The organism is Enterococcus florum (assembly GCF_004309355.1).
Classification (GTDB): Bacteria; Bacillota; Bacilli; order Lactobacillales; family Enterococcaceae; genus Enterococcus_A; species Enterococcus_A florum.
In genome coordinates, this window is sequence record NZ_BJCC01000010.1 from 23,980 (window position 1) to 44,122 (window position 20,143).

19 protein-coding genes and 2 pseudogenes are annotated in these 20,143 nt (G+C 41.9%); 17 read left to right on the forward strand and 4 right to left on the reverse strand.

All coding sequences use genetic code 11. The features are described from left to right. The first annotated feature begins 152 nt into the window (after positions 1–152). From NRIC_RS06175 to NRIC_RS06205, 6 genes and pseudogenes are all read left to right on the forward strand, one after another. Positions 153–1,472, forward strand: a complete 1,320-nt coding sequence (locus NRIC_RS06175) for a bifunctional folylpolyglutamate synthase/dihydrofolate synthase (RefSeq protein WP_146621825.1) — start codon at positions 153–155, stop codon at positions 1,470–1,472. Then, on the forward strand, positions 1,459–2,118 hold the full coding sequence (locus tag NRIC_RS06180) for an HAD family hydrolase (RefSeq protein WP_146621826.1): 660 nt from the start codon (positions 1,459–1,461) through the stop codon (positions 2,116–2,118). Before NRIC_RS06175 ends, NRIC_RS06180 begins: the two co-directional genes overlap by 14 nt. 47 nt (positions 2,119–2,165) lie before the next feature. Beyond that, the gene (gene radC / locus NRIC_RS06185) at positions 2,166–2,747 is read left to right on the forward strand and encodes a RadC family protein (RefSeq protein ID WP_146621827.1); all 582 of its coding nucleotides are present in this window, start codon (positions 2,166–2,168) and stop codon (positions 2,745–2,747) included. A gap of 723 nt (positions 2,748–3,470) precedes the next feature. Then, a pseudogene (gene ltrA / locus NRIC_RS06195) lies at positions 3,471–5,389 on the forward strand (group II intron reverse transcriptase/maturase). 105 nt (positions 5,390–5,494) lie between these two features. Further along, positions 5,495–5,644 (forward strand): annotated as a pseudogene (locus tag NRIC_RS06200) (JAB domain-containing protein); the annotation flags it as partial. A gap of 150 nt (positions 5,645–5,794) precedes the next feature. Then, positions 5,795–5,995: a cold-shock protein gene (locus tag NRIC_RS06205; protein ID WP_146621828.1), complete on the forward strand. Its 201-nt coding sequence runs from the start codon at positions 5,795–5,797 to the stop codon at positions 5,993–5,995. 44 nt (positions 5,996–6,039) lie between these two features. Here NRIC_RS06205 and NRIC_RS06210 read toward each other — a convergent pair whose 3' ends face one another. The 3 genes from NRIC_RS06210 to NRIC_RS06220 all read right to left on the reverse strand — a co-directional run bounded on the left by NRIC_RS06210 (position 6,040) and on the right by NRIC_RS06220 (position 9,306). Beyond that, complete coding sequence (locus tag NRIC_RS06210; RefSeq protein ID WP_146621829.1) at positions 6,040–6,537, reverse strand: TetR/AcrR family transcriptional regulator; 498 nt, start codon at positions 6,535–6,537, stop codon at positions 6,040–6,042. Positions 6,538–7,415: 878 nt separating this feature from the next. Beyond that, on the reverse strand, positions 7,416–9,092 hold the full coding sequence (gene rnjA / locus NRIC_RS06215) for a ribonuclease J1 (protein WP_146621830.1): 1,677 nt from the start codon (positions 9,090–9,092) through the stop codon (positions 7,416–7,418). 1 nt (position 9,093) lies between these two features. Beyond that, positions 9,094–9,306, reverse strand: coding sequence for a DNA-directed RNA polymerase subunit epsilon (locus NRIC_RS06220; RefSeq protein ID WP_146621831.1), 213 nt, complete (start codon positions 9,304–9,306; stop codon positions 9,094–9,096). Between the two features lie 361 nt (positions 9,307–9,667). On the opposite strand from NRIC_RS06220, the gene NRIC_RS06225 reads away from it, so the two are divergent. The 11 genes from NRIC_RS06225 to secG all read left to right on the forward strand — a co-directional run bounded on the left by NRIC_RS06225 (position 9,668) and on the right by secG (position 19,640). Beyond that, positions 9,668–11,398 carry an ABC transporter ATP-binding protein gene (locus NRIC_RS06225; RefSeq protein WP_146621832.1) on the forward strand — a complete coding sequence of 577 codons (1,731 nt, stop codon included), beginning with the start codon at positions 9,668–9,670 and terminating at the stop codon, positions 11,396–11,398. After that, positions 11,395–13,155 (forward strand): ABC transporter ATP-binding protein, encoded by a 1,761-nt coding sequence (locus NRIC_RS06230; RefSeq protein WP_146621833.1) that lies wholly within the window; start codon positions 11,395–11,397, stop codon positions 13,153–13,155. The genes NRIC_RS06225 and NRIC_RS06230 overlap by 4 nt, the downstream gene beginning before the upstream one ends. Before the next feature lie 148 nt (positions 13,156–13,303). Further along, positions 13,304–14,041 (forward strand): LytR/AlgR family response regulator transcription factor, encoded by a 738-nt coding sequence (locus tag NRIC_RS06235; protein WP_146621834.1) that lies wholly within the window; start codon positions 13,304–13,306, stop codon positions 14,039–14,041. Between the two features lie 9 nt (positions 14,042–14,050). Beyond that, positions 14,051–15,379, forward strand: a complete 1,329-nt coding sequence (locus tag NRIC_RS06240; RefSeq protein ID WP_146621835.1) for a sensor histidine kinase — start codon at positions 14,051–14,053, stop codon at positions 15,377–15,379. A 115-nt stretch (positions 15,380–15,494) separates the two neighbouring features. Beyond that, positions 15,495–16,346, forward strand: coding sequence for an ABC transporter ATP-binding protein (locus NRIC_RS06245; protein WP_146621836.1), 852 nt, complete (start codon positions 15,495–15,497; stop codon positions 16,344–16,346). Beyond that, positions 16,346–17,092, forward strand: a complete 747-nt coding sequence (locus tag NRIC_RS06250) for an ABC transporter permease (RefSeq protein ID WP_146621837.1) — start codon at positions 16,346–16,348, stop codon at positions 17,090–17,092. Before NRIC_RS06245 ends, NRIC_RS06250 begins: the two co-directional genes overlap by 1 nt. A gap of 133 nt (positions 17,093–17,225) precedes the next feature. Beyond that, positions 17,226–18,095: a fumarylacetoacetate hydrolase family protein gene (locus tag NRIC_RS06255; RefSeq protein ID WP_146621838.1), complete on the forward strand. Its 870-nt coding sequence runs from the start codon at positions 17,226–17,228 to the stop codon at positions 18,093–18,095. A 16-nt stretch (positions 18,096–18,111) separates the two neighbouring features. Then, positions 18,112–18,597, forward strand: a complete 486-nt coding sequence (locus NRIC_RS06260) for a gamma carbonic anhydrase family protein (RefSeq protein WP_146621839.1) — start codon at positions 18,112–18,114, stop codon at positions 18,595–18,597. A 157-nt stretch (positions 18,598–18,754) separates the two neighbouring features. After that, complete coding sequence (locus NRIC_RS06265) at positions 18,755–19,030, forward strand: (4Fe-4S)-binding protein (RefSeq protein ID WP_146621840.1); 276 nt, start codon at positions 18,755–18,757, stop codon at positions 19,028–19,030. Next, on the forward strand, positions 19,030–19,305 hold the full coding sequence (locus NRIC_RS06270) for a GNAT family N-acetyltransferase (RefSeq protein WP_146621841.1): 276 nt from the start codon (positions 19,030–19,032) through the stop codon (positions 19,303–19,305). The genes NRIC_RS06265 and NRIC_RS06270 overlap by 1 nt, the downstream gene beginning before the upstream one ends. A gap of 98 nt (positions 19,306–19,403) precedes the next feature. Then, a complete protein-coding gene (gene secG / locus NRIC_RS06275; RefSeq protein ID WP_146621842.1) occupies positions 19,404–19,640 on the forward strand; it encodes a preprotein translocase subunit SecG in 237 nt (78 codons plus the stop codon). A gap of 65 nt (positions 19,641–19,705) precedes the next feature. Here secG and NRIC_RS06280 read toward each other — a convergent pair whose 3' ends face one another. Next, positions 19,706–20,002, reverse strand: coding sequence for a hypothetical protein (locus tag NRIC_RS06280; RefSeq protein ID WP_146621843.1), 297 nt, complete (start codon positions 20,000–20,002; stop codon positions 19,706–19,708). Positions 20,003–20,143: the final 141 nt, after the last annotated feature.

The window sequence follows — 20,143 nt, forward strand, 5'->3', positions numbered from 1 at the left end:
TAGAGCTGGAGAGCGATCTCCAGCTCTATTTTTAAAAAAATTGCGAGCAAGAGTGCTTGACTAGACCATGGGTTCAAAACAAAGCAGAATTGAGAAGCCCTTCTTTCGATGCAAAGCAGAACTCTGGTATACTAGAAGAGAGGTGATGGAAAGTGACGATCAATGAAGCAATTGAATGGATCCACAGCCGGAAAAAATTCGGCTCTAGACCTGGGTTGGAACGTGTTCAAGCTTTGCTGGATCGAGTAGATAATCCAGAGAAAAAACTGCCCGTAATCCATATCGCGGGAACCAATGGAAAGGGTTCAACGATTGCTTACCTTCGTACGATGCTGGAGGAGACTGGACTGACTGTGGGCAGCTTTACTTCTCCCTATATTGAATTTTTTAACGAACGAATTGCGATCAATGGTGAAGCGATTTCGGACGAAGAGTTGATTGAATGGGTGGAGAAGTATCAGCCTATCGTGGATGACTTGGATCAGCAGCCGGAAATCAATGGGATTACAGAGTTTGAAGTTCTGACTGCGTTAGCTCTAGATTATTTCCTGACAAAAGCAGTGGATGTTGCCGTTGTAGAGGTTGGATTAGGAGGGCTAATGGATTCGACGAATGTTGTCCAGCCTATATTGACTGGCATTACCACGATAGGATATGATCATACAGAAATATTAGGCGATACTTTAACGGCAATCGCCCAACAAAAGGCAGGGATCATTAAAAAGCGAATTCCAGTGGTCACTGGGAATATTCCTGCTGAAGCATTAAAAGAGATCGAGAACAAAGCACAGAAGGAATCCGCTATGCTATATCGCTATCAACAGGAATACGCTGTAACCTATCTGCGCCCAGACAAACAGTGGGGGGAATGGTTTGATTTTAGAGACGAAACAGTCGGAAGAATCAAACAGCTGCGTGTTGGTTTATTGGGTCGGCATCAGGTGGAAAATGCGGGAGTAGCTATTGAATTGTATCGATTGTACTGCCAGCAAAAGAAAGTGCCGTTTGAAGAAAGAAATGTACGCAACGGATTGTTGAAAGCAACCTGGCCTGCACGGATGGAAAGAATCAGTCAAGAGCCCTTAGTCATTTTGGATGGCGCTCATAATGACCACGCAATCGAACGTTTAGTGGAGAACCTCAAGAAAGAATTTGGACATTATCGGATAAAAATTTTGTTCTCTGCGCTAGAAACGAAAAATATCGATCAGATGTTGAAAGATCTTCATCAGATTCCGAAAGCACGAATTTATATTACGACCTTCGACTATCCCAAAGCTTTGGACCTTAGCCATTTCGATGATCGGGAGAATCAGGCATTTACAGTGGTATCGATGTGGCAGTTTGGCTTAGCAGAATTGTTGGAGTCGATGGAGGAAGACGATTTACTATTGGTTACTGGCTCTTTGTACTTCGTTTCAGAAGTACGTCAACTATTATTAAACTTAGGAGGAAGCGATGAAAAACATTAAGGGCGTTATCTTTGACATGGATGGCTTGATTTTCGATACAGAAGCGATCTATTACAAGGTGCAGCAGGAGACCGCGGATCGGTTGGGGATCCCATTTTCGAAGGAAATCTACTTGGAGTATATCGGGGTCGCCGATGAAGAAGTTTTTGTGGACTTGCATGAACGTTACGCGAGCCATGGAAAAGAACTTGTTCAGCAATTTATCGATGAAAGCTGGGGGGAAACACATCGCATCTTCAAGGCAGGCGAAGTTGAGCTGAAGCCTGGGGCATTGGAACTTCTGCAATTTTTAGAAGAAAACCAAATTCCTCGAATCGTGGCGTCCAGCAATGTGCGTCCAATCATTGAGGTTCTTTTGGAACATGCCCAGATTCGCGACAAATTTCAAGGGATCGTTTCTGCGGAAGATGTTCAACTGGCCAAGCCTGATCCCGAGATTTTTATGATCGCTAGAGAACGTTTGGGAACGGAAGCTGAAGAAACATTGGTATTGGAAGACGCTCATCATGGTGTGATGGCAGCTGTTGGTGCGGCTATCCCTGTCATTATGGTTCCTGATTTGATCCCACCTTCAGAGGAACTAAAAGAAAAAACAGAAGCTGTTTTTACCAGTCTCCATGACGTGATCGACTACATTCAAGCATAATCCAAACTCCTTTGCGTATGTTAAAAAAAACGCAAAGGAGTTTTTATATGGAAAAATCATTGCTTCTGCAAGAGCTGCCGGAAAGTTCTTGGCCTAGAGAACGACTATTGAAGGAAGGAGAGCGGCACCTGAGTGATCAGGAACTGCTGGCAATCATGCTGCGCAATGGCTCTCGATCCCAGCATGTGATGGATTTGGCGGGAATGATCCTGAAGGAGGTCTCAACACTGTACGATTTGAAACAATTGACTCTCGAAGAATTGATGGTCTTCAAAGGAATCGGAAAAACCAAAGCGATCGAATTAAAAGCGATGATGGAATTAGGTACACGAATCGAGCGTTCCCGGCAGCCCAAGTATGGGAAGGTTCATTCGAGCTTTGCGATCGGACAGCACCTGATGAACGAGTTGAGAGGACTGCAGCAGGAGCACCTGGTGGCACTGTTTCTCAATACAAAAAATGAGATCATCCAGCAAAGAACGATCTTCATCGGCTCGTTAAATCAAAGTATTGCTCATCCCCGCGAGATTTTTCGAGAGGCAGTCAGAGTAAGCGCTGCTCGAATTTTATTAGGCCATAATCATCGTGAGACACGTTCGCAATTGAAAAGATTGCGCACTTACTCTTAGATATTTTTTTAAAGAGAGTCGTGAACTCTTTGCTTGATAGGTGAAATGAGGGAGTAACGCCCCAAAGCGCCTACTCTGATACTCCGACATGCATCATTCTATATATTGAGAATGGGGTGTGAATCTCGGTGAAGTCGGCTGAAAGATACCGTCTGTTGATAAAAAAAATAGTGAACGGCAACGAAATCTCTCTAGCGGTAGAGGGTGTATCTGATAGGCCGGGAGTCGTTAAACTTGATAGGGTGAGAATGTGATAAAACACTGACGAACCAGTGAATGAAATGTCTATAAGTGGCGAGCACTCAGAAATGAGTACGTGGCTAACAAGTAAGTTAGCTGTATTCCGTGGGCGAGTACCTATGGTGGTTCCGAAAGCTCCATGCACAGTTACAGGCTGTGGAGAGGATACTAGGCAAGAGTTGGCACCTAAGTCGAGAAATAAGATAAAGCAAAGGGAACGTGGAAAGCTGTCATCGTGGAGAGAATATACTCGATGAAGCGATTTTAAGGGGAATCCCAAAGAGGAAACTTAAATTTATGACAGTGAGAGTGGAGGCACGAGCGAAGAAGTTTCTGTAATGGAAATGGAGCAACAGCCTCTAGCCGTTAGTTTGACATACTTCAACTCAGTCATAACAAAGGATTCTGGTATGACTCAAAAGGTCACGTACCGATAAGGGAGCGTGATAGACCTTGAAAGAAAGTTTTAAGAAGATACCTCGAATGAAAAATACGCGGTTACGCCATACAGAATATTATGGTATGACCGAAGTCTTTGATTCAATCTATGAGCAAAGTAATAAGGGTGAAAAATTTAAAAATTTAATGGCGATCATTACCTCAACAGATAATATTCTTCTAGCTTATCGAAACATCAAACGAAATAATGGTAGTGCAACACCTGGGATAGACAAGGTGACTATCTATGATATCGAAAAGCTGGATACAGAGGAATTTGTCAATAAAGTAAGAAAACGTTTCACTCATTACAACACTCGAAAAGTAAAACGAGTAGAGATTCCCAAACCAATGGGAAAACTAGACCATTGGGAATTCCATCAATGTGGGACAGAGTCGCACAACAATGCATTCTACAAGTCCTCGAACCAATCTGTGAGCCAAAGTTTTATAAATACAGTTTTGGCTTTCGTCCAAATCGTTCAGCAGAAAACGCTGTTTCGACAGCGGCAGGGCGAATCAATCCAGCAAAAATGCAATATGTAGTCGATGTAGACATCAAAGGATTCTTCGATGAAGTCGATCACACAAAATTATTGCGACAGATATGGACATTGGGAATACGAGACAAACAACTACTCGTGATTTTGCGTAAGATGTTAAAAGCACCTGTCGAAATGCCGAATGGAGAAACGATCTATCCATCGAAAGGAACGCCACAAGGCGGAATTCTTTCCCCTTTATTAGCAAACATCAATTTGAATGAATTTGATTGGTGGATAGCGAAACAATGGGAAAGGTTCGAGTGTGAAAACATTAATGATCATTACATTGAAAAGGCCGGTTGCTGGAATCATGGCTACCGCTATAAACAGTTGAGAAAAACTTCAAAACTGAAAGAAATGTATATAGTCAGATACGCGGATGACTTTAAAATCTTCACGACCACAAGAGCCAACGCTGAAAAAATATTTACAGCTAGCAAAATGTGGCTAGAAGAACGGCTAAAACTTCCCATATCTCCTGAAAAATCAAAGATTACAAATCTGCAAAAGAAAAGCAGTGAATTTCTTGGGTTTGAATTGAAAATGGAGCGTAAAGGATACGATAAAATGGGACGTAAGAATTACGTTTGCCAATCTCATATTTGTGATAAAGCCAAAAAGAGGATCAAGAAACAGCTCAAAGATCAGATAAAATTGATACAAAAGGCACCAAATGGCACTGACGTTACCCGTAACCTAAACATTTACAATAGTATGGTTATCGGGATTCATAATTATTATCAAATCGCAACGCAAGTTAATGACGATTTGATGACGATCCAGTATCAATTAACTCAGGTAGAAAAGCATCGATTTAAACACTTGGGAATAAGGAAAACATCAAAATATAAAACTCGTGACAAAGGTATTCGACCTTATCTAAAATCGAAAATGACAAGGTATATCAACGATGTACCGATCATACCAATTGGTTTCATAAAGACGAGAACGGCTTTAATGAAACACAACGGTGTGTGCAAGTATACAGAAGAAGGTAGAAAGCTGATTCATAAAAAGCTCCAAGTAGTTTCAGCGCAAGCGCTTCAATGGCTCAGAAGCCATCCAGTAATTGGTGAGCGAGCAACGATTGAGTTTAACGATAATCGTATTTCTCTATATGTAGCTCAACAAGGAAAATGCGCTATTACGGGTGAGGAACTAGATATCACACAAATGCACTGTCACCACAAAATACCATGGATCAAATCAAAAGATGACCGATATTCTAATCTCGTTTTGATTAGTGATACCATCCATCGAATGATTCACGCTACACGTGAAGACACACTTCTATCTTATATGCAAGACCTTAACTTGTCGGATTCCCAATTAGAGAAAGCCAATAAATTACGAGTAGCAGTAGGAAACACAAAAATTTCATTCAGTAATCAATTTAAAACCGGACTGAGACAAACATGAAGTAACGAACTGACGGGGGAACGCCGTGTACGGTGAAAGTCGTACGCACGGTGTGAAGCGGGGGAAAAACTGGCGATAACATCAAAGGTTTACCTATCGCTATCCAGCGGCAATCCGCAGCCATCAGCTAACGATTTAGACTTCACCAAGCGTGTGCGAAAATGCGGAGAGATGATGGGTATCGAGGTGTTGGATCATATTATCGTAGGGGAAGACAATTACCTCAGTTTGCGGGAAGAAAATTACTGGGACTAGCCGATTGAGAACCCTTGCATAAAATGCAAGACAAATGGTAAACTATTCTTGTAATTTTGTTTGTCGGAGTTGAAACGAAGGTATCACCTCTATCGTACACGAGCAACGTTACAATCATTTAGTGCTTTTTGCACGAGGAGGAAAAGATTCATGGAAAATGGAACAGTAAAATGGTTTAACGCAGAAAAAGGATTTGGCTTCATCACTCGCGAAGATGGCAGCGATGTATTCGTACATTTCTCAGCTATCCAAGGCGACGGCTTTAAAACTCTTGAAGAAGGCCAAGCAGTTACTTTCGACGTTGAAGAAAGCGACCGTGGACCTCAAGCAGTTAATGTGGTTAAACAATAATTCCTGAAATCCAACAAAGCCCTAGAGATTCTCTAGGGCTTTGTTTATTGTTCTAAAAATTGTTGGAAAGATTCGATGTCATCATGCTCTTCGGTGTTGTTGATCGTCAGAGTGGCCTTGCCGATGCAATAGTGCCAATAAAAGTTGAAAAGCAGTGGTGAAGAGTGATCTTTTTTGGTGACCGCTTCGTAGTGCACTTTCGTCAATTCCTTTGCTCGTTGAATCGTCTCTTGATCTTGTAAAAAGAAGCGATGAAATTCATCGGGATAATCACAGGCATAGCGAGCGATGACCTCGGACAATTCACGAATGGAGGTGGGTTGTTGATCGTCAAGGAAATCTTGATACTTCGCAATGATTCGTTTGATCAGTACACTTTTCAATTCGCTTAAATTGCTAAATTCTCGATAAATGGGTTGAGTGGAGCAGGATACTTGTTGCGCGATATTGCGTGCGTGGAACTTCTTGAACCCTTCGTTGATGATCAATTGGTAGGCACCATCAATGATGTGTTCCCGTTGGATACGTTTTGTTCTAACCATATGACCTCTTCCCCTAAAAGTGATAGCTGCAAAAGCAAGTGCTTATTAAATAACATGCATTTCTTCTGCGGATTGTATCTAAGTTTAATTGTGCAAATTTATTTTGATTTTGTCAATTACATTTTCTTGATAATTCTATGAAAAAATAGGAAATTTCCTTAAAATAGTGAGTATTTTTTTTATTCTAGGAAATCAAACGGCATGTTTTTTCAAAACTCTTTTTTTGTTTAAAATAAAAAAACACTCATCGCTTAAATGTGAAGCAATGAAAAAGTCGCTTTTTTTGTAATCATCTTATCGAAGGCGTTTTCTTATAAGGGTCTGGTCTTTATTTTTTCATCTTCTAATCTCATAGTAGATCCATCAACTGTTCACCTTTTAATCGTTGACGACGAAAATTGCTTAATAAGCTTAGTCAATAACCCCAGTCTTTGTTTTCAATCCCAGAAAATCCGGATAAGCCATGTCCCTCATCCTTCGTTCGACAATGTCGACACCAGAAGCTGGATCAATGGCTTTTCATATCACGTAGTTGAATGTACCATCGAATTTTTGGCATTCCGACCATCAAAGAGTCAGTATTTTCTTCCAATTCTTCATAAATGAACGAAAAATCAACGATGTGATTGAAGCAGCGCAATTTATGATTAAACTATCCGACAAGTCTGCACAAGGCTTATTTCCGGTTGATCGGAGGATTGATGCATGATTTTTGCCTTCCGTGATAACGCAATGATCTCTAAACTACAGGCTTGTCGCCCGAAAATAGAAAATCCGTCGTGGATAGGATTGGCAACAATCACTATCTACAACGGATTTTTTCATTTTTGTTAGTGCACTTTTTCAGTGGCCCTCTTAAATGAAATAAGTGTGTCAGGTTAGTTTCCAGGAGTCATGATCATTGGGATGATCATTGGATGCCGCTCAGTTTTATCGAATAGGAAAGGCTGCAATGCAGACACCATGGCATCCTTTAGTTTCGCATCTGTACAATTTGATTCATTTAAGACTTCTCTTAAGGCATGGAACAAAATGCGTTGGCCTTCGTTGATCATCTCACCAGATTCGCGCATATAGACGAAGCCGCGAGATAAGATGTCCGGCCCTGCAAGCACTTCTTTTTTATCGATATCCACCGTGGCAACAGCAAGGACCAAGCCTTCCTCAGAAAGGATCCGACGATCTCGTAAAACGACATTTCCGATATCACCGATACCACTGCCATCGACATAGACATCATGTGCATTGAAATGTCCAGCTCTTCTTGCACTATCTGCAGTCAGAGCCAGCATATCGCCATTTTCCATGATAAAGCAGTTGTCTTTTGGTACACCGGTATCTTGAGCCAATCCAGCATGAATCTTCAACATTCGAAATTCACCATGGATAGGCACGAAGTATTTCGGATTCATAAGACGCAGCATCAATTTTTGTTCTTGTTGACTGCCGTGACCAGAAGTATGGATATTGTTGACTTTTCCGTGTACGACTTCTGCACCTGCTTCAGAGAGCAAGTTGATCAGATGGTTGACACTCGTCGTGTTTCCTGGGATTGGTGAACTCGAGAAAATCACTGTATCATCAGGCTGAATTTGAATCTGACGATGCGTCCCATTAGCGATACGCGACAATGCTGCCATCGGTTCACCTTGAGAACCAGTACATAGGATCAGTATCTCGTTTGCTGGCAAACGATTGATATCACTTGCATCAACAAAGGTCTCGTCCGGAACAGTAATGTACCCAAGATTGCGTCCATTGACGATCGCATTTTCCATGCTTCGTCCAAAGACAGCAATTTTTCTTCCCGTAGCTACGGCAGCTTCTGCTGCTTGCTGCAGACGAGAAATGTTGGAAGCAAAGGTCGCGAAAATGATTCGGCCGTCTACTTTTTCGACGATACGCAAAATGGACATTCCGATCGTTTTTTCGGATTTCGTAAAGGTAGGTACCTCTGCATTGGTGCTGTCAGATAAAAGACAAAGTACGCCTTCTTCTCCCAGCTTTGCCATTTTATGCAGATTCGCCGGCTGTCCAACAGGTGTAAAGTCAAACTTGAAATCACCGGTTTCTACGATATTGCCCGATGGTGTTTTGACAACGACCCCTAATGGATCAGGAATACTGTGTGTGGTACGGAAGAAGCTGACTGATGTTTTTCTGAAACGAATGACAGTATCTTCATCGATTTCGTGCAATTCTGCATCGCGCAGCAAACCATGTTCGTCCAATTTATTCTTGATCAAGGCCAAAGCCAGCGCACCTGCATAGACTGGAATGTTGGCTTGTTTTAAGAGATAAGGCACACCACCGATATGGTCCTCGTGACCGTGGGTGATGACCAAAGCTTTTACTTTATTCAAATTTTGCAGCACATAGCTGTAATCAGGGATGACGTAATCGATGCCCAGAAGGTCGTCTTCTGGGAACTTGATTCCTGCGTCAATGATGATGATTTCATCTTGGAATTGTACCCCATACATATTCTTCCCGATTTCGCCAAGGCCACCTAGGGCAAAGACGCCCGTTTCGTTGTTCTTCAGCGAGAGTTTCATATTAAAACTCCGTCAGCTTAAAGTCGGCATTTTCTTTTTCGTAGTCCAAATGATTGCCTTCTAAAAGTTGAATGTATTCAACGTTGTGTGGGGTATTTTCACGCATAAGGGTGTGAACGGCTTCTTCACTTTCTGCTTCGATGTAAAGTGATTGAGTTTGTTCCCGTTTGGGGTTGCGTTCTTTTGTTTCCTGGTAATAAACTTTGTAAATCATAAAAAATAATTCTCCTTTATCTGCCTAAGCAGTTTTTTTCCATAACAAAATGAGGGGCCAATTGCCGCCTAAAAATTTTATACTTAAAAGGTAGATTGGGTCTATCTTTTAAGAGGAAGCCTCGACTTTGCTTCCAAGGTCAACGTATTTTTCACCGTACTGTGTGTTGTTGAGACAACAATTACTAGTAGTTTATCACAGAATAATAAAGAAGTATAGAAACTAGGCAGGGAATTGAGCTTTACTTAAAAATTTTCAGAAAACGAATAGCGTAGTCAAAAGAATTCAAATAGAAAGCAGGCAAAGCCGATTTTTTTGTGCTATATTGGAGTCATTACGTTATAGAAAGAGGCGAGATGAGATGAAGTTGATGTGGCGTTATACCATGCGCTATAAAAAGCTCTTGTTCTTTGATTTTATTAGTGTTTTTGGTTTTATTTTAATTGAATTGGGATTGCCGACGATCTTAGCATTGATGATCGATAATGGGATACGCAACCAAGACTTTGATTATGTGAAAAGGATGGGGATCTTGATGGTCGTGATCACCATCATTGGTGTCTTGATGAATATCTCATTACGCTATTTTAGTTCACAGATCACCTCGAGAATGGTTGCCGATATTCGAGATGATCTCTTTGCGAAGATCCAAACCTTTTCACATACTGAGTATGAAAGTGTCGGGGTTCCTTCTTTGATCACACGAACGACGAATGATGCCTATCAGATCATGCTGTTTATGCAAAACATTTTGACGACAGGCTTTATGACACCGATGATGTTTGGCATGAGTTTGTATTTGATCGTTCGCACCAGTCCTAGTCTAGGTATTTTCGTTTTAGGCTCTTTGCCAGTGCTGTTGTTAGCAGTAATTTTAATTGCGAAGTATTCTGAACCACTATCAAAGAAACAGCAAAAGAATCTTGATAACATTAATGGGATCCTTCGTGAGAATTTGTCTGGGCTGCGGGTCATTCGGGCATTTGTAAATGAAAAGTTTGAAGAGATGCGCTTTCGCAAGGTCAACGATGACTATGCCAACAGTTCAAAAAGTTTGTTTCATTTAATGGCAGTTGCACAACCAGGCTTTTTCTTCTTATTTAATATTGTAATGGTCTTGATTATTTGGAATGGAACGTTGCAGATCGACAGTGGTCAATTAGAAGTAGGAACGTTGATTGCATTTATCGAGTACATCTTCCATGCGCTGTTTTCATTTATGTTGTTTGCCACGGTCTTCATGATGTATCCTAGGGCCAATGTTTCTGCTCTGCGAATTCAAGAGGTATTTGACAAAGACCCTGAGATCAAAGACAATCCGACAAGCATCGAAATGCCAGAACAAAAGGGCTATTTGGAGTTCAAAAATGTAACCTTTGCTTATCCTGGACATTCTGAAAGTCCGGTGATCCGCGATGTAAGTTTTACCGCAAAGCCTGGAGAAACAGTTGCATTTATTGGAAGTACTGGTTCTGGAAAGTCCACCTTGATCCAACTGATCCCTCGGTTCTATGATGTGACGGAAGGTCAGGTGTTAGTTGATGGTGTAGATGTTCGTTCCTACCAATTGAAAGACCTTCGTCAAAAAATTGGATATATCCCTCAAAAAGCACAGCTTTTTACAGGAACGATCGCTGAGAATCTCCGATACGGAAAAAAAGACGCTACTCCTGCAGAGATGCGCGAGGCTGTTGAAATTGCTCAGGCCGCAGAATTTATCTCCCAAAAACCAAAAGGTTTTGATGAACTGTTGGCAGAGGGAGGGAGCAATTTTTCAGGGGGACAGAAACAACGACTGGCCATCGCTCGAGCGATCATTCGACGACCAGAAATCTATATTTTTGATGACAGTTTCTCTGCGTTGGATTATCAGACAGATGCGAAGCTTCGTGCTCGCTTGAAAAAGGAGACCACGGAATCAACGGTCTTAATCGTTGCACAGCGTGTAGGAACGATCATGCATGCGGATAAGATTATCGTGTTAAATGAAGGTGATGTTGTCGGAGTGGGAACTCATCGGGAATTGCTGGAAAATTGCTCGATTTATTATGACATTGCCGCATCTCAATTGTCGAAGGAGGAATTAGCATGAAAAAAACCCTTTCTTCATTTAAACGATTGATGCATTACATTGATCCTTATAGAGGCACTTTCATTTTAGTATTGCTTTTGACGATCGTCACTCTTTTAATGAATACATTGATGCCTTATCTTTCTGGATTGCCAACGACAGAGATCTCTCGAAACATCCAGCAAAACGAAACGATCAATTTTGATTATGTATTCAAATGTTTGGTCGCAATCATTGTCGTAGGGCTGATTTATTCAGGGACACAGCTGGCCAGCGGTTGGTTGATGGCCAACGTTGTTCAGTCGGCAATGCGGGACCTGCGGGAGGATATTGAACGAAAGATCAATCGGCTGCCGGTCTCTTATTTTGATCGCAACAAACAAGGAAATATCTTATCAAGGGTCACCAATGATGTGGACGCTGTCAGCAATGCAATGCAGCAGGCGATCATTAAGCTGGTGAATGCTGTTTTAGGAATTCTTTTTGCCATTGCGATGATGTTTTATATCAACCCATTGATGGCGGTGATTTCGATGATCATGATCCCAGCCTCTCTATGGATTTCACGAAAAATCATCCAGGTATCTCAAAAGGATTTCCAGTCGATGCAAAATGCATTGGGTGAAATGAATGGCTATGTGCAGGAAAACATAACCGGTTTCAGCATTTTGAAGCTTTATGGACGTGAAAAAGAAACGGCAGAAGGGTTTCATGGGGTCAACCATACGCTGCGCCGTTTTGGCTTTAGGGCTAATTTTGTTTCTAGTACGATGCAGCCGCTTGTTCAGCTAACAGCCTATGCCACCTACATCGCCATGGCGGTGCTGGGAAGCTGGAACGTCATTACTGGTGTAATTCTTGTTGGGCAGTTGCAGGCCTTTATTCAGTACATTTGGCAAGTCAGTCAGCCAATGGGAGAGATCACTCAGCTGTCTGGGATGATCCAGAGTGCTTCGGCATCTACTAAACGAGTTTTCGAGATTTTAGATGAACTCGAGGAGCGGGAGAACGAGTTTGATGAACCGTTGCCTGAACCTGTTTCAGGAGATGTTGTTTTTGACCACGTGAAATTCAGTTATGATCCTAAAAAGCCGTTGATCGAAGATTTGAGTTTCGAGGTCAAAGCGGGTGAGACCGTAGCGATCGTTGGCCCAACGGGTGCTGGAAAGACGACCCTGATTAATTTACTGATGCGTTTTTATGATATTGATTCAGGAAGAATTCTAATCGATGGCGTTAATACACAGGATATGAATCGGTCAGATGTTCGTTCGCTTTTCGGGATGGTCTTGCAGGATGCTTGGCTTTACGAAGGAACGATCGCAGACAATATACGGTTTGGTCGGTTAGAGTCGACAGATTATGAAGTGGTCGACGCAGCCAAAACAGCCAACGTGGATCACTTTATTCGGACGATGCCGGGCGGATATGAGATGAAGATCAATGCAGAAGGCGACAACGTTTCGCTAGGGCAGAAGCAATTGCTGACGATCGCTCGCGCAATCATTTCCGACCCAAAAATCTTGATTTTAGATGAGGCGACCAGTTCTGTCGATACGCGTTTGGAGGGCTTGATCCAAAAGGCAATGGATCGAGTGATGCAAGGCAGAACCAGTTTTGTGATCGCCCATCGATTGTCCACAATTCGTGATGCGGATTTGATTTTGGTTATGAAAGAGGGCCAAATCATTGAACATGGGACGCACGAGAGCTTATTGGCTCAGGGCGGCTTTTACGAAAAACTTTACAATAGTCAATTTTCTGAAGAAGCTGAATAAATTAGAATGGACCGTTTGCTTAGAACGCAACGGTCCTTTTTACGTGGCTGCGGAACGAAAAGACAGTGCTATTCTAAAATTATGATATGGAATCGATGAGAAACTCGTGCTAAACTAAGGAATAACTTGCAGAAAAGGTAGTTGAAGGATGGTACCAATCTATATTTGTGATGACGTAAAAGAGACGAGAGACTATTTAAAATCGATCTTATCCAATCTGATTATGATCCATGCCTACGATATGGAGATTGTCCTCGTAACTGGGGATCCTGAAGCAGTGATCCAACATAGAGAAAGTCACCATTTGCGTTCGATTTATTTTTTTGACGTGGATTTAGCAGATGAACGCTACAATGGTTTCACATTGGCAAAACAAATCCGCGAACTGGATACACGTGGTTTTTTGATTTTTATTACGACTCATGAAGAATTGATTTTTGAGACGTTTAAGTATCGACTAGAAGCAATGAGCTATTTGTATAAAGACCGTCCTGAGAAGTTGAATAAGCAAATCAAGGAATGCCTGGAGGAGGTTCATCATCTTTTGCTCAAAGAAGATGGGGAAATGCGCAGGTATTACACTGTCAAAGTAGCTGACAGCAGCTACCAAATTCCAATCGATGAGATTCTCTTTTTTGAAACTGTTGGGTCGCATCGAGTGGTCTTGCATACCGAGAATCGATTGCTGGAATTTCGCGGGGAGCTTAAGAAAATCGAACAGCAGCTACCAAAGGATTTTGTAAAAATCCATCGGTCGTACATCATTCAAAAAGAGAAGATCGTTCAAGTCAATTATTCGGACAATACGGTGATCATGAAAGATGGTTCGGTATGTTTGATGTCTAGAATAGGAAAGAAGCTGTTAAAACAGCTGTTTGAATCTTAGGAGGTAAAAATGGAGGATTTGTTTATCAATTTACTTGGAGGCGGCTTGACCTTCTTTGTCATCACCCTCTCGGAGTATCAGCTGATTGGGTATGTCTTGCATGAGAAAAGCAAACGATCCTATACTTTAGCGATCTATGCGTTGCTTTCCTCTTTTTTTGCACTCGTGATGTATGCAACGGTGGGGTGGCCGATCGTCGTTTTTCTGCTATTTAATGCGGTAGTTAACACGATTCCTTCAGTGTTGGTCCATCGTTACATTTTCAAAACGATCGATAGCCGCATCATTTTCTTTTTAGCGCTTATCTCTTCGATCTTTTGCTTAGTTCTTAGTTATTGGAGCCAAACGATCATCGCGATCATAGACAATGATATCAGCTGGGTTGCTCGAGCGCTCGTAACCAATATCATTCTTTTTCTTTCTTACTCTACCGTCTATTATCTGCTTTCAAAAACAAAAGTTTTCTTTGTCTTGAGAAAAGTTTCGGATTATCCCCGACTGGCTCTTATCATTGCGTTAATCGTGACTGTCTTTAATTGTGTGATCGAGATAATCAATTACGCGGTTTTAGACGTCAGCTTTTCTATGGTTCGAACAATTTTGTATACTTTGTCGTATGGATTGGTGGTAGTTGTTTATCTTTTTTTGTTGAGAGAATTTCTAAGGGAAAGACGATTACAGGAATCTGAAGCGCTGATTTTGCAGCAGCAGACGTATCTTAATCGCATGGAAGATATACAGCTGGAGCTTCGGAAAATCCACCATGACTATAAAAATGCGGCAACAGGGTTATACGCTCAAATGGAAAAAGGAGATATCGATGCTGCTCAGGAATACATCAGTAAAAAGATGCTGAAGCTCGATGAGGGCATCCACCTCAGTATGCAGCAATTAAACCAATTGACCAATATCGAGGTTGTCGAATTAAAAACGTTGTTGATGGTCAAGGTCGTTCAGGCGGAGCGCCAAGGGGTGGAGTTAGCTGTTGAGGTGTTCGAGCCTATTCAAAAAATTCCAATGGAAATCTCTGATTTATTGAGGTGTGGCGGGATTTTAATCGATAATGCGATCGAGGCAGCAGCCAAGGAGTCCAATCGAAAAGTGGTCATCGTCTTGTTGAAGGAAAACGGGAAGGTGACGTTATTGGTAAAAAATTCAATTACCCAACCAGTCGATCTTCAACGTATCTGGACGACCGGCTATTCAACCAAAGGAGCCGATCGTGGATTGGGTCTGGATAACTTGAAATCAATTATTCGCCGTTACCCGGATATTTGGCTGGAAACAAGAGTTGAAAAACAAGAATTTATTCAAATGGTGACCTTTACCCTTGCCTAAAAGACAGAAAATTACCGATAAGGACGATTTTCTGTCTTTTTAGGGTGGTTCCCCTTTTTCTATTTCATTTTATCTTATAGTAGAGAAAAGAATGGATAGAGAAGAGGGAGCGGTTATGGGAAACACATTGTTGCAATTAAGACATATTTCAAAAGCATTTTCTCAAAAGCAAGCATTGAAGGATATTTCGATCACCCTTTCTGCTGGTGAGATTCTAGGGTTTTTAGGCCCATCCGGTGCTGGAAAAACAACCACGATCAAAATTATCACGGGACAAATGACCCAAAGTTCAGGAGAAGCGACGATTTTAGGCAGTGACACGCGTAAAATCGACGAAAATATCTATGAGAATATTGGGATTGTGACAGATGCCAGTGGAATCTATGAAGAGTTCACGGTCTATGAAAATTTAAAGTTATTTGCCGATCTGCTGGGGATTCCAAGGAAACGGATCGATCAGTTGGTTGAACGAGTAGGATTGACCGAGCAAAAAAAGCAGCCGGCAGGAAAATTGTCCAAGGGACAAGGCCAGCGTTTGATTTTGGCTCGTGCCGTTTTGCATCAACCCAAATTATTGTTTCTAGATGAACCAACATCTGGACTTGATCCTACGACGGCTTTGGAGATCCATCGTTTGTTGCTGGAGCTGAAAGAGGCTGGAATGGGCATCTTTTTGACGACGCATAACATGGAAGAGGCCACCAAATTATGTGATCATGTTGCTTTGTTGAATGATGGGAAGATCATCGAGTTTGGCACTCCCCAAGAGATTTGTTTAAGGTATAACACCGAAAAACAATACCGTATTTTATTGAGTACGCAAGAAGAAATCGTGCTCTCTCATACTACAGAAAACACTCAAAAGCTTTCAGAATGGCTCACGAGAAATCTGATCGAATCAATCCATTCCTGTGAGCCGACGCTGGAAAATGTATTTTTGAAAGTAACTGGAAGGGAGCTAAGCTGATGCGCGTATCGATGAAAAAGGTCGTGGTTTTAACTCGGTTCAAATGGAAGGAATTACTTCGCAATAAAACGTTTTTGATCACCAGCAGCATGGTGCCATTAATGACACTGGTCATGCGATTTCTTTACCTCAACATTCTCGATGGCGAACAAATGCCTCCGATGATGTTAGGAATGGTATTGAATTTAGGTTTGCTGATGAACCTAACCACTGTTTCCATGATGATGCCGGCCACTATGTTGGCAAAAGACAAAGAAAAAAACACGCTGCGTACATTGATGACCTCTTCGGTGAACGGCGGTGAATACTTTATCAGTTCAGTTCTTCCTTCTTTTGCGGTTTCTTTTGTCATCAATCAACTTATTTTAGTTTTGAGCGGGATCGATCTGAAAACTGTCAACTTAGGATTGTATCTGATCGTGACGACGATCGCCTGTTTAACTAGCTGTGTATTAGGGATGCTGATCGGCTTATTTGCTAAAAATCAAATGTCCTCCAGCAATCTTTGCACAGGCTTTATCTTGGTTTTGATGCTGATCCCAATGTTCGGAAGTCTTGCCAGCGGGTTGAAATCCATCAGTGGGTTCATCTACACGGGCATCGTAGGAAATCTGGTGACTTCTTTTGTGAACGGTGAACAGCAAGGGATGACATTCGTCAATTGGCTGGTTTTGTTGGTCGAATTGGTCTTCATCTCCATACTCTTCCTTGTAAATTATCGGAAAAATGGATTTGAAAGGGATTAAGGAGTTTAGTCGACGGCGTACATCGTAAGGTGTACGCCTTTTTGTTGAACTAGGCCACGTCGGCTCAATATAGAAACCTGTTTGACAGTGATTGAGTAAGCGAATACACTAAATGCTATAGGAGGTCAAGTGAATGAAATTTTGTACATTTAAACAGGGAAAAATAAAAGTTGGATTGGTTTCAGAGGATGAACAGTATGTTTATCCATTGGACGAACGGTTTCCAGAAATCACAAAAATGGAAGATTTGATTACTGCCTATCCAACAATCAAGGATCGAATCAACAAGGCTAAGGATGAAGTGACGCCGCTTCCTCTGGCAGAGATCAAATTGCTTGCGCCGATCCCTCAGCCGAAACACGATTTACTATGCGTGGGATTAAATTATAAGCTTCATGCGATCGAATCAGCCAATTTTGCTGGTAGAGAGTATCAGCCGCCTGTGCATCCAGTCTATTTCTCCAAACGGGTAAACCAAGCAGTTGGACCCGATGGGGCAGTCTTCGCGCATGAGGATATTACAAATAAATTGGATTATGAAGTTGAACTAGCCGTTGTTATTGGAAAAACCTGCAGCCATGTAGCACCTGAAGAAGTTTTTGATTATATATTCGGCTATACAATTGGCAATGATATCTCTGCGCGAGATCTTCAATTTGCCTACGGACAGTACACGTTTGGCAAAGGACTTGATCACTTTGCACCTATCGGACCTTGGATCGTTACCGAGGATGCGTTTTCTCGGCCGCCGCATATCAATCTAAAAGCTTATGTAAACGATGAATTGCGGCAGAACAGCAATACAGAAGATTTGATTTTTGATCTCCCGCATCTGATCAGCGAATTGTCGCAAGGAATTACTCTAGAGCCTGGGGATATCGTATTGACGGGAACACCTTCAGGCGTAGGAATGGGATTCAATCCACCAAAATTCCTGAAAAAAGGCGACGTGGTCGTATGTCAAATCGAGGGAATCGGAACACTTAAAAATATCGTGACTTAAAAATAGGGGTGAGGACGTGACACATTTTATTGCAGATAGTGCAGATGTTTATGGAGAGGTAACGCTTGGGGAAGGGTCAACAATCTGGTTTCAATCGGTACTTCGCGGCGACAGCAACACCATTACAATCGGAGACCGCACCAATATTCAAGATGGGTCGATTGTGCATGTGGATCATGATGCGCCAGTTGTGATCGGTGATGAGGTAACGATTGGACATGCTTGCATCATTCATGGCTGTACGATTCAATCGGGTGCTTTGATCGGTATGGGAACAACGATTTTAAACCATGCTGAAATCGGTGAAAATTGTTTGATCGGAGCCGGGTCTTTGGTGACAGAAGGGACGATCATTCCTCCGAACAGTTTGGCTTTCGGTTCACCTGCGAAGGTTATGCGAACGTTGACAGACGAAGAAATTGAAAAAAATCGTCAAAATGCTTTGCATTACGAGGCGCAAGGACAAGCTTATTTGAAGAAAACGTATCGGAAAATGGAGTGAGAAAAAGAGGCTGTCGATTTCCATTATTTCTGAGGAAAACGTACCAATAGTAGGAAGATGCACCTAGAAAAATCACTTTGATGTATCTTTTTGGCGATCCTTGTTATAATTTAGTTAAGTTAGTAACTAGTAAATTGTAAGTATAGGGGTGTTATCAATGGATGGCAATAAGATAAACGGACAAGAGGTAACGCGTGAGCTGTTGGAGCAGAAAGGCTATAAGAGATATCGTGGGGAGAACATCGATATTTATTATGACAAGAATATCTGTGCCCATATCGGTAACTGTGTTCGAGGGAATCCGGAGATTTTTGAAGTGGGTCGTCGCCCTTGGATCATCCCGGACAATGGTTCTGAGAAGAATGCGGCCTTTGTTGTGGATACCTGTCCCAGCGGTGCATTAAAGTATATTTTTCGAAAAGAGGATGCGTAATGGAAATCAAAGAAGAACAGAATCGTCTTGTATTATTGAATGATGAAGGACAAGAAACGGGTGAAATGACTTGGTCAAATGCTGGCTCCGATATCATGATCATTGACCATACGTTTGTTGATCCAGCCTATCGTGGACAGAAGCTGGCAGAAAAATTGGTTCGACAAGGAGTGGAGATCGCGCGTCGCGACCATAAGGAAGTTATTCCGCTGTGCCCCTTTGCCAAACGTGAATTCGACAACAAGTCAGAATATGGCGACGTTTTAAGAAAGTAAAAAAAATGAGGCAATAAAAAAAAGACTCCCCCTAGTCAAGCCATCGTATTTGTGCTAAAGTAATGCTGAGATAGTTTGGGAAAAAGGAGGAGCTTTTTTTGTACAATTTTATTTTAGGTGTGATCATTGTTTTGTCAGTGATCATTGTGATCACTATCATGATGCAGCCAAGCAAACAAAATAGTGCAGCTAGTGCATTCACAGGCGGAGCAGATCAATTGTTCGGCAAGCAGAAGGCTCGTGGATTCGAAGCCGTGATGCAGCGTACAACAGCCGTACTTGGGGCTGTTTGGATGATCTTGTTGTTTGTTTTAATGTTTTTATCTAGTAAATAATGCAAAAAAACCTCTCAGAAATGAGAGGTTTTTTCGTTGATCCCATTTTACGGTCGATGATTCGATCAAACGAACTCAACTGACTTGATAGAGTTTCCAGGAATCTGCGGGGGAATCGACATGGTCATTATGGGAACTGCCGATAAAGTGCACCGCAACTTTATACCTGGAGTGAATTGATCGATGGAAAAAGCCAACTGTTCTTTGGGAACATTCAGCAAAACACCGTTGGTGTGAAAGCTGCTTAACACAGATTCAGGGTCTTCCACCTTGGTGATCTTCTTCAAATACAATTGCAGGGTATCTTGATCGTCCTGTTCGGTGGGTTGTTTTGCTAATTCGCCGATAAATATCGTAGACATGGACTCATGCTCCTCAATAGTCTCACTCGCTGATTGCGAAGATGGTGTAGTTGATGTTGGTCGCTGGCAAGCAGTAATACTCAGACCCAGAAGGCACAGCGAAAAAAGGAAGTATTTCTTCATTTTGCGTCCTTTCTTTTT

Bases quoted from the DNA above. Each gene is read 5' to 3' on its own strand.
- NRIC_RS06180 (WP_146621826.1), top strand. From the start codon at position 1,459: ATGAAAAACATTAAGGGCGTTATCTTTGACATGGATGGCTTGATTTTC.
- radC (WP_146621827.1), top strand. From the start codon at position 2,166: ATGGAAAAATCATTGCTTCTGCAAGAGCTGCCGGAAAGTTCTTGGCCT.
- NRIC_RS06205 (WP_146621828.1), top strand. From the start codon at position 5,795: ATGGAAAATGGAACAGTAAAATGGTTTAACGCAGAAAAAGGATTTGGC.
- NRIC_RS06210 (WP_146621829.1), bottom strand. From the start codon at position 6,537: ATGGTTAGAACAAAACGTATCCAACGGGAACACATCATTGATGGTGCC.
- rnjA (WP_146621830.1), bottom strand. From the start codon at position 9,092: ATGAAACTCTCGCTGAAGAACAACGAAACGGGCGTCTTTGCCCTAGGT.
- NRIC_RS06220 (WP_146621831.1), bottom strand. From the start codon at position 9,306: ATGATTTACAAAGTTTATTACCAGGAAACAAAAGAACGCAACCCCAAA.
- NRIC_RS06225 (WP_146621832.1), top strand. From the start codon at position 9,668: ATGAAGTTGATGTGGCGTTATACCATGCGCTATAAAAAGCTCTTGTTC.
- NRIC_RS06230 (WP_146621833.1), top strand. From the start codon at position 11,395: ATGAAAAAAACCCTTTCTTCATTTAAACGATTGATGCATTACATTGAT.
- NRIC_RS06235 (WP_146621834.1), top strand. From the start codon at position 13,304: ATGGTACCAATCTATATTTGTGATGACGTAAAAGAGACGAGAGACTAT.
- NRIC_RS06240 (WP_146621835.1), top strand. From the start codon at position 14,051: ATGGAGGATTTGTTTATCAATTTACTTGGAGGCGGCTTGACCTTCTTT.
- NRIC_RS06245 (WP_146621836.1), top strand. From the start codon at position 15,495: ATGGGAAACACATTGTTGCAATTAAGACATATTTCAAAAGCATTTTCT.
- NRIC_RS06250 (WP_146621837.1), top strand. From the start codon at position 16,346: ATGCGCGTATCGATGAAAAAGGTCGTGGTTTTAACTCGGTTCAAATGG.
- NRIC_RS06255 (WP_146621838.1), top strand. From the start codon at position 17,226: ATGAAATTTTGTACATTTAAACAGGGAAAAATAAAAGTTGGATTGGTT.
- NRIC_RS06265 (WP_146621840.1), top strand. From the start codon at position 18,755: ATGGATGGCAATAAGATAAACGGACAAGAGGTAACGCGTGAGCTGTTG.
- NRIC_RS06270 (WP_146621841.1), top strand. From the start codon at position 19,030: ATGGAAATCAAAGAAGAACAGAATCGTCTTGTATTATTGAATGATGAA.
- NRIC_RS06280 (WP_146621843.1), bottom strand. From the start codon at position 20,002: ATGTCTACGATATTTATCGGCGAATTAGCAAAACAACCCACCGAACAG.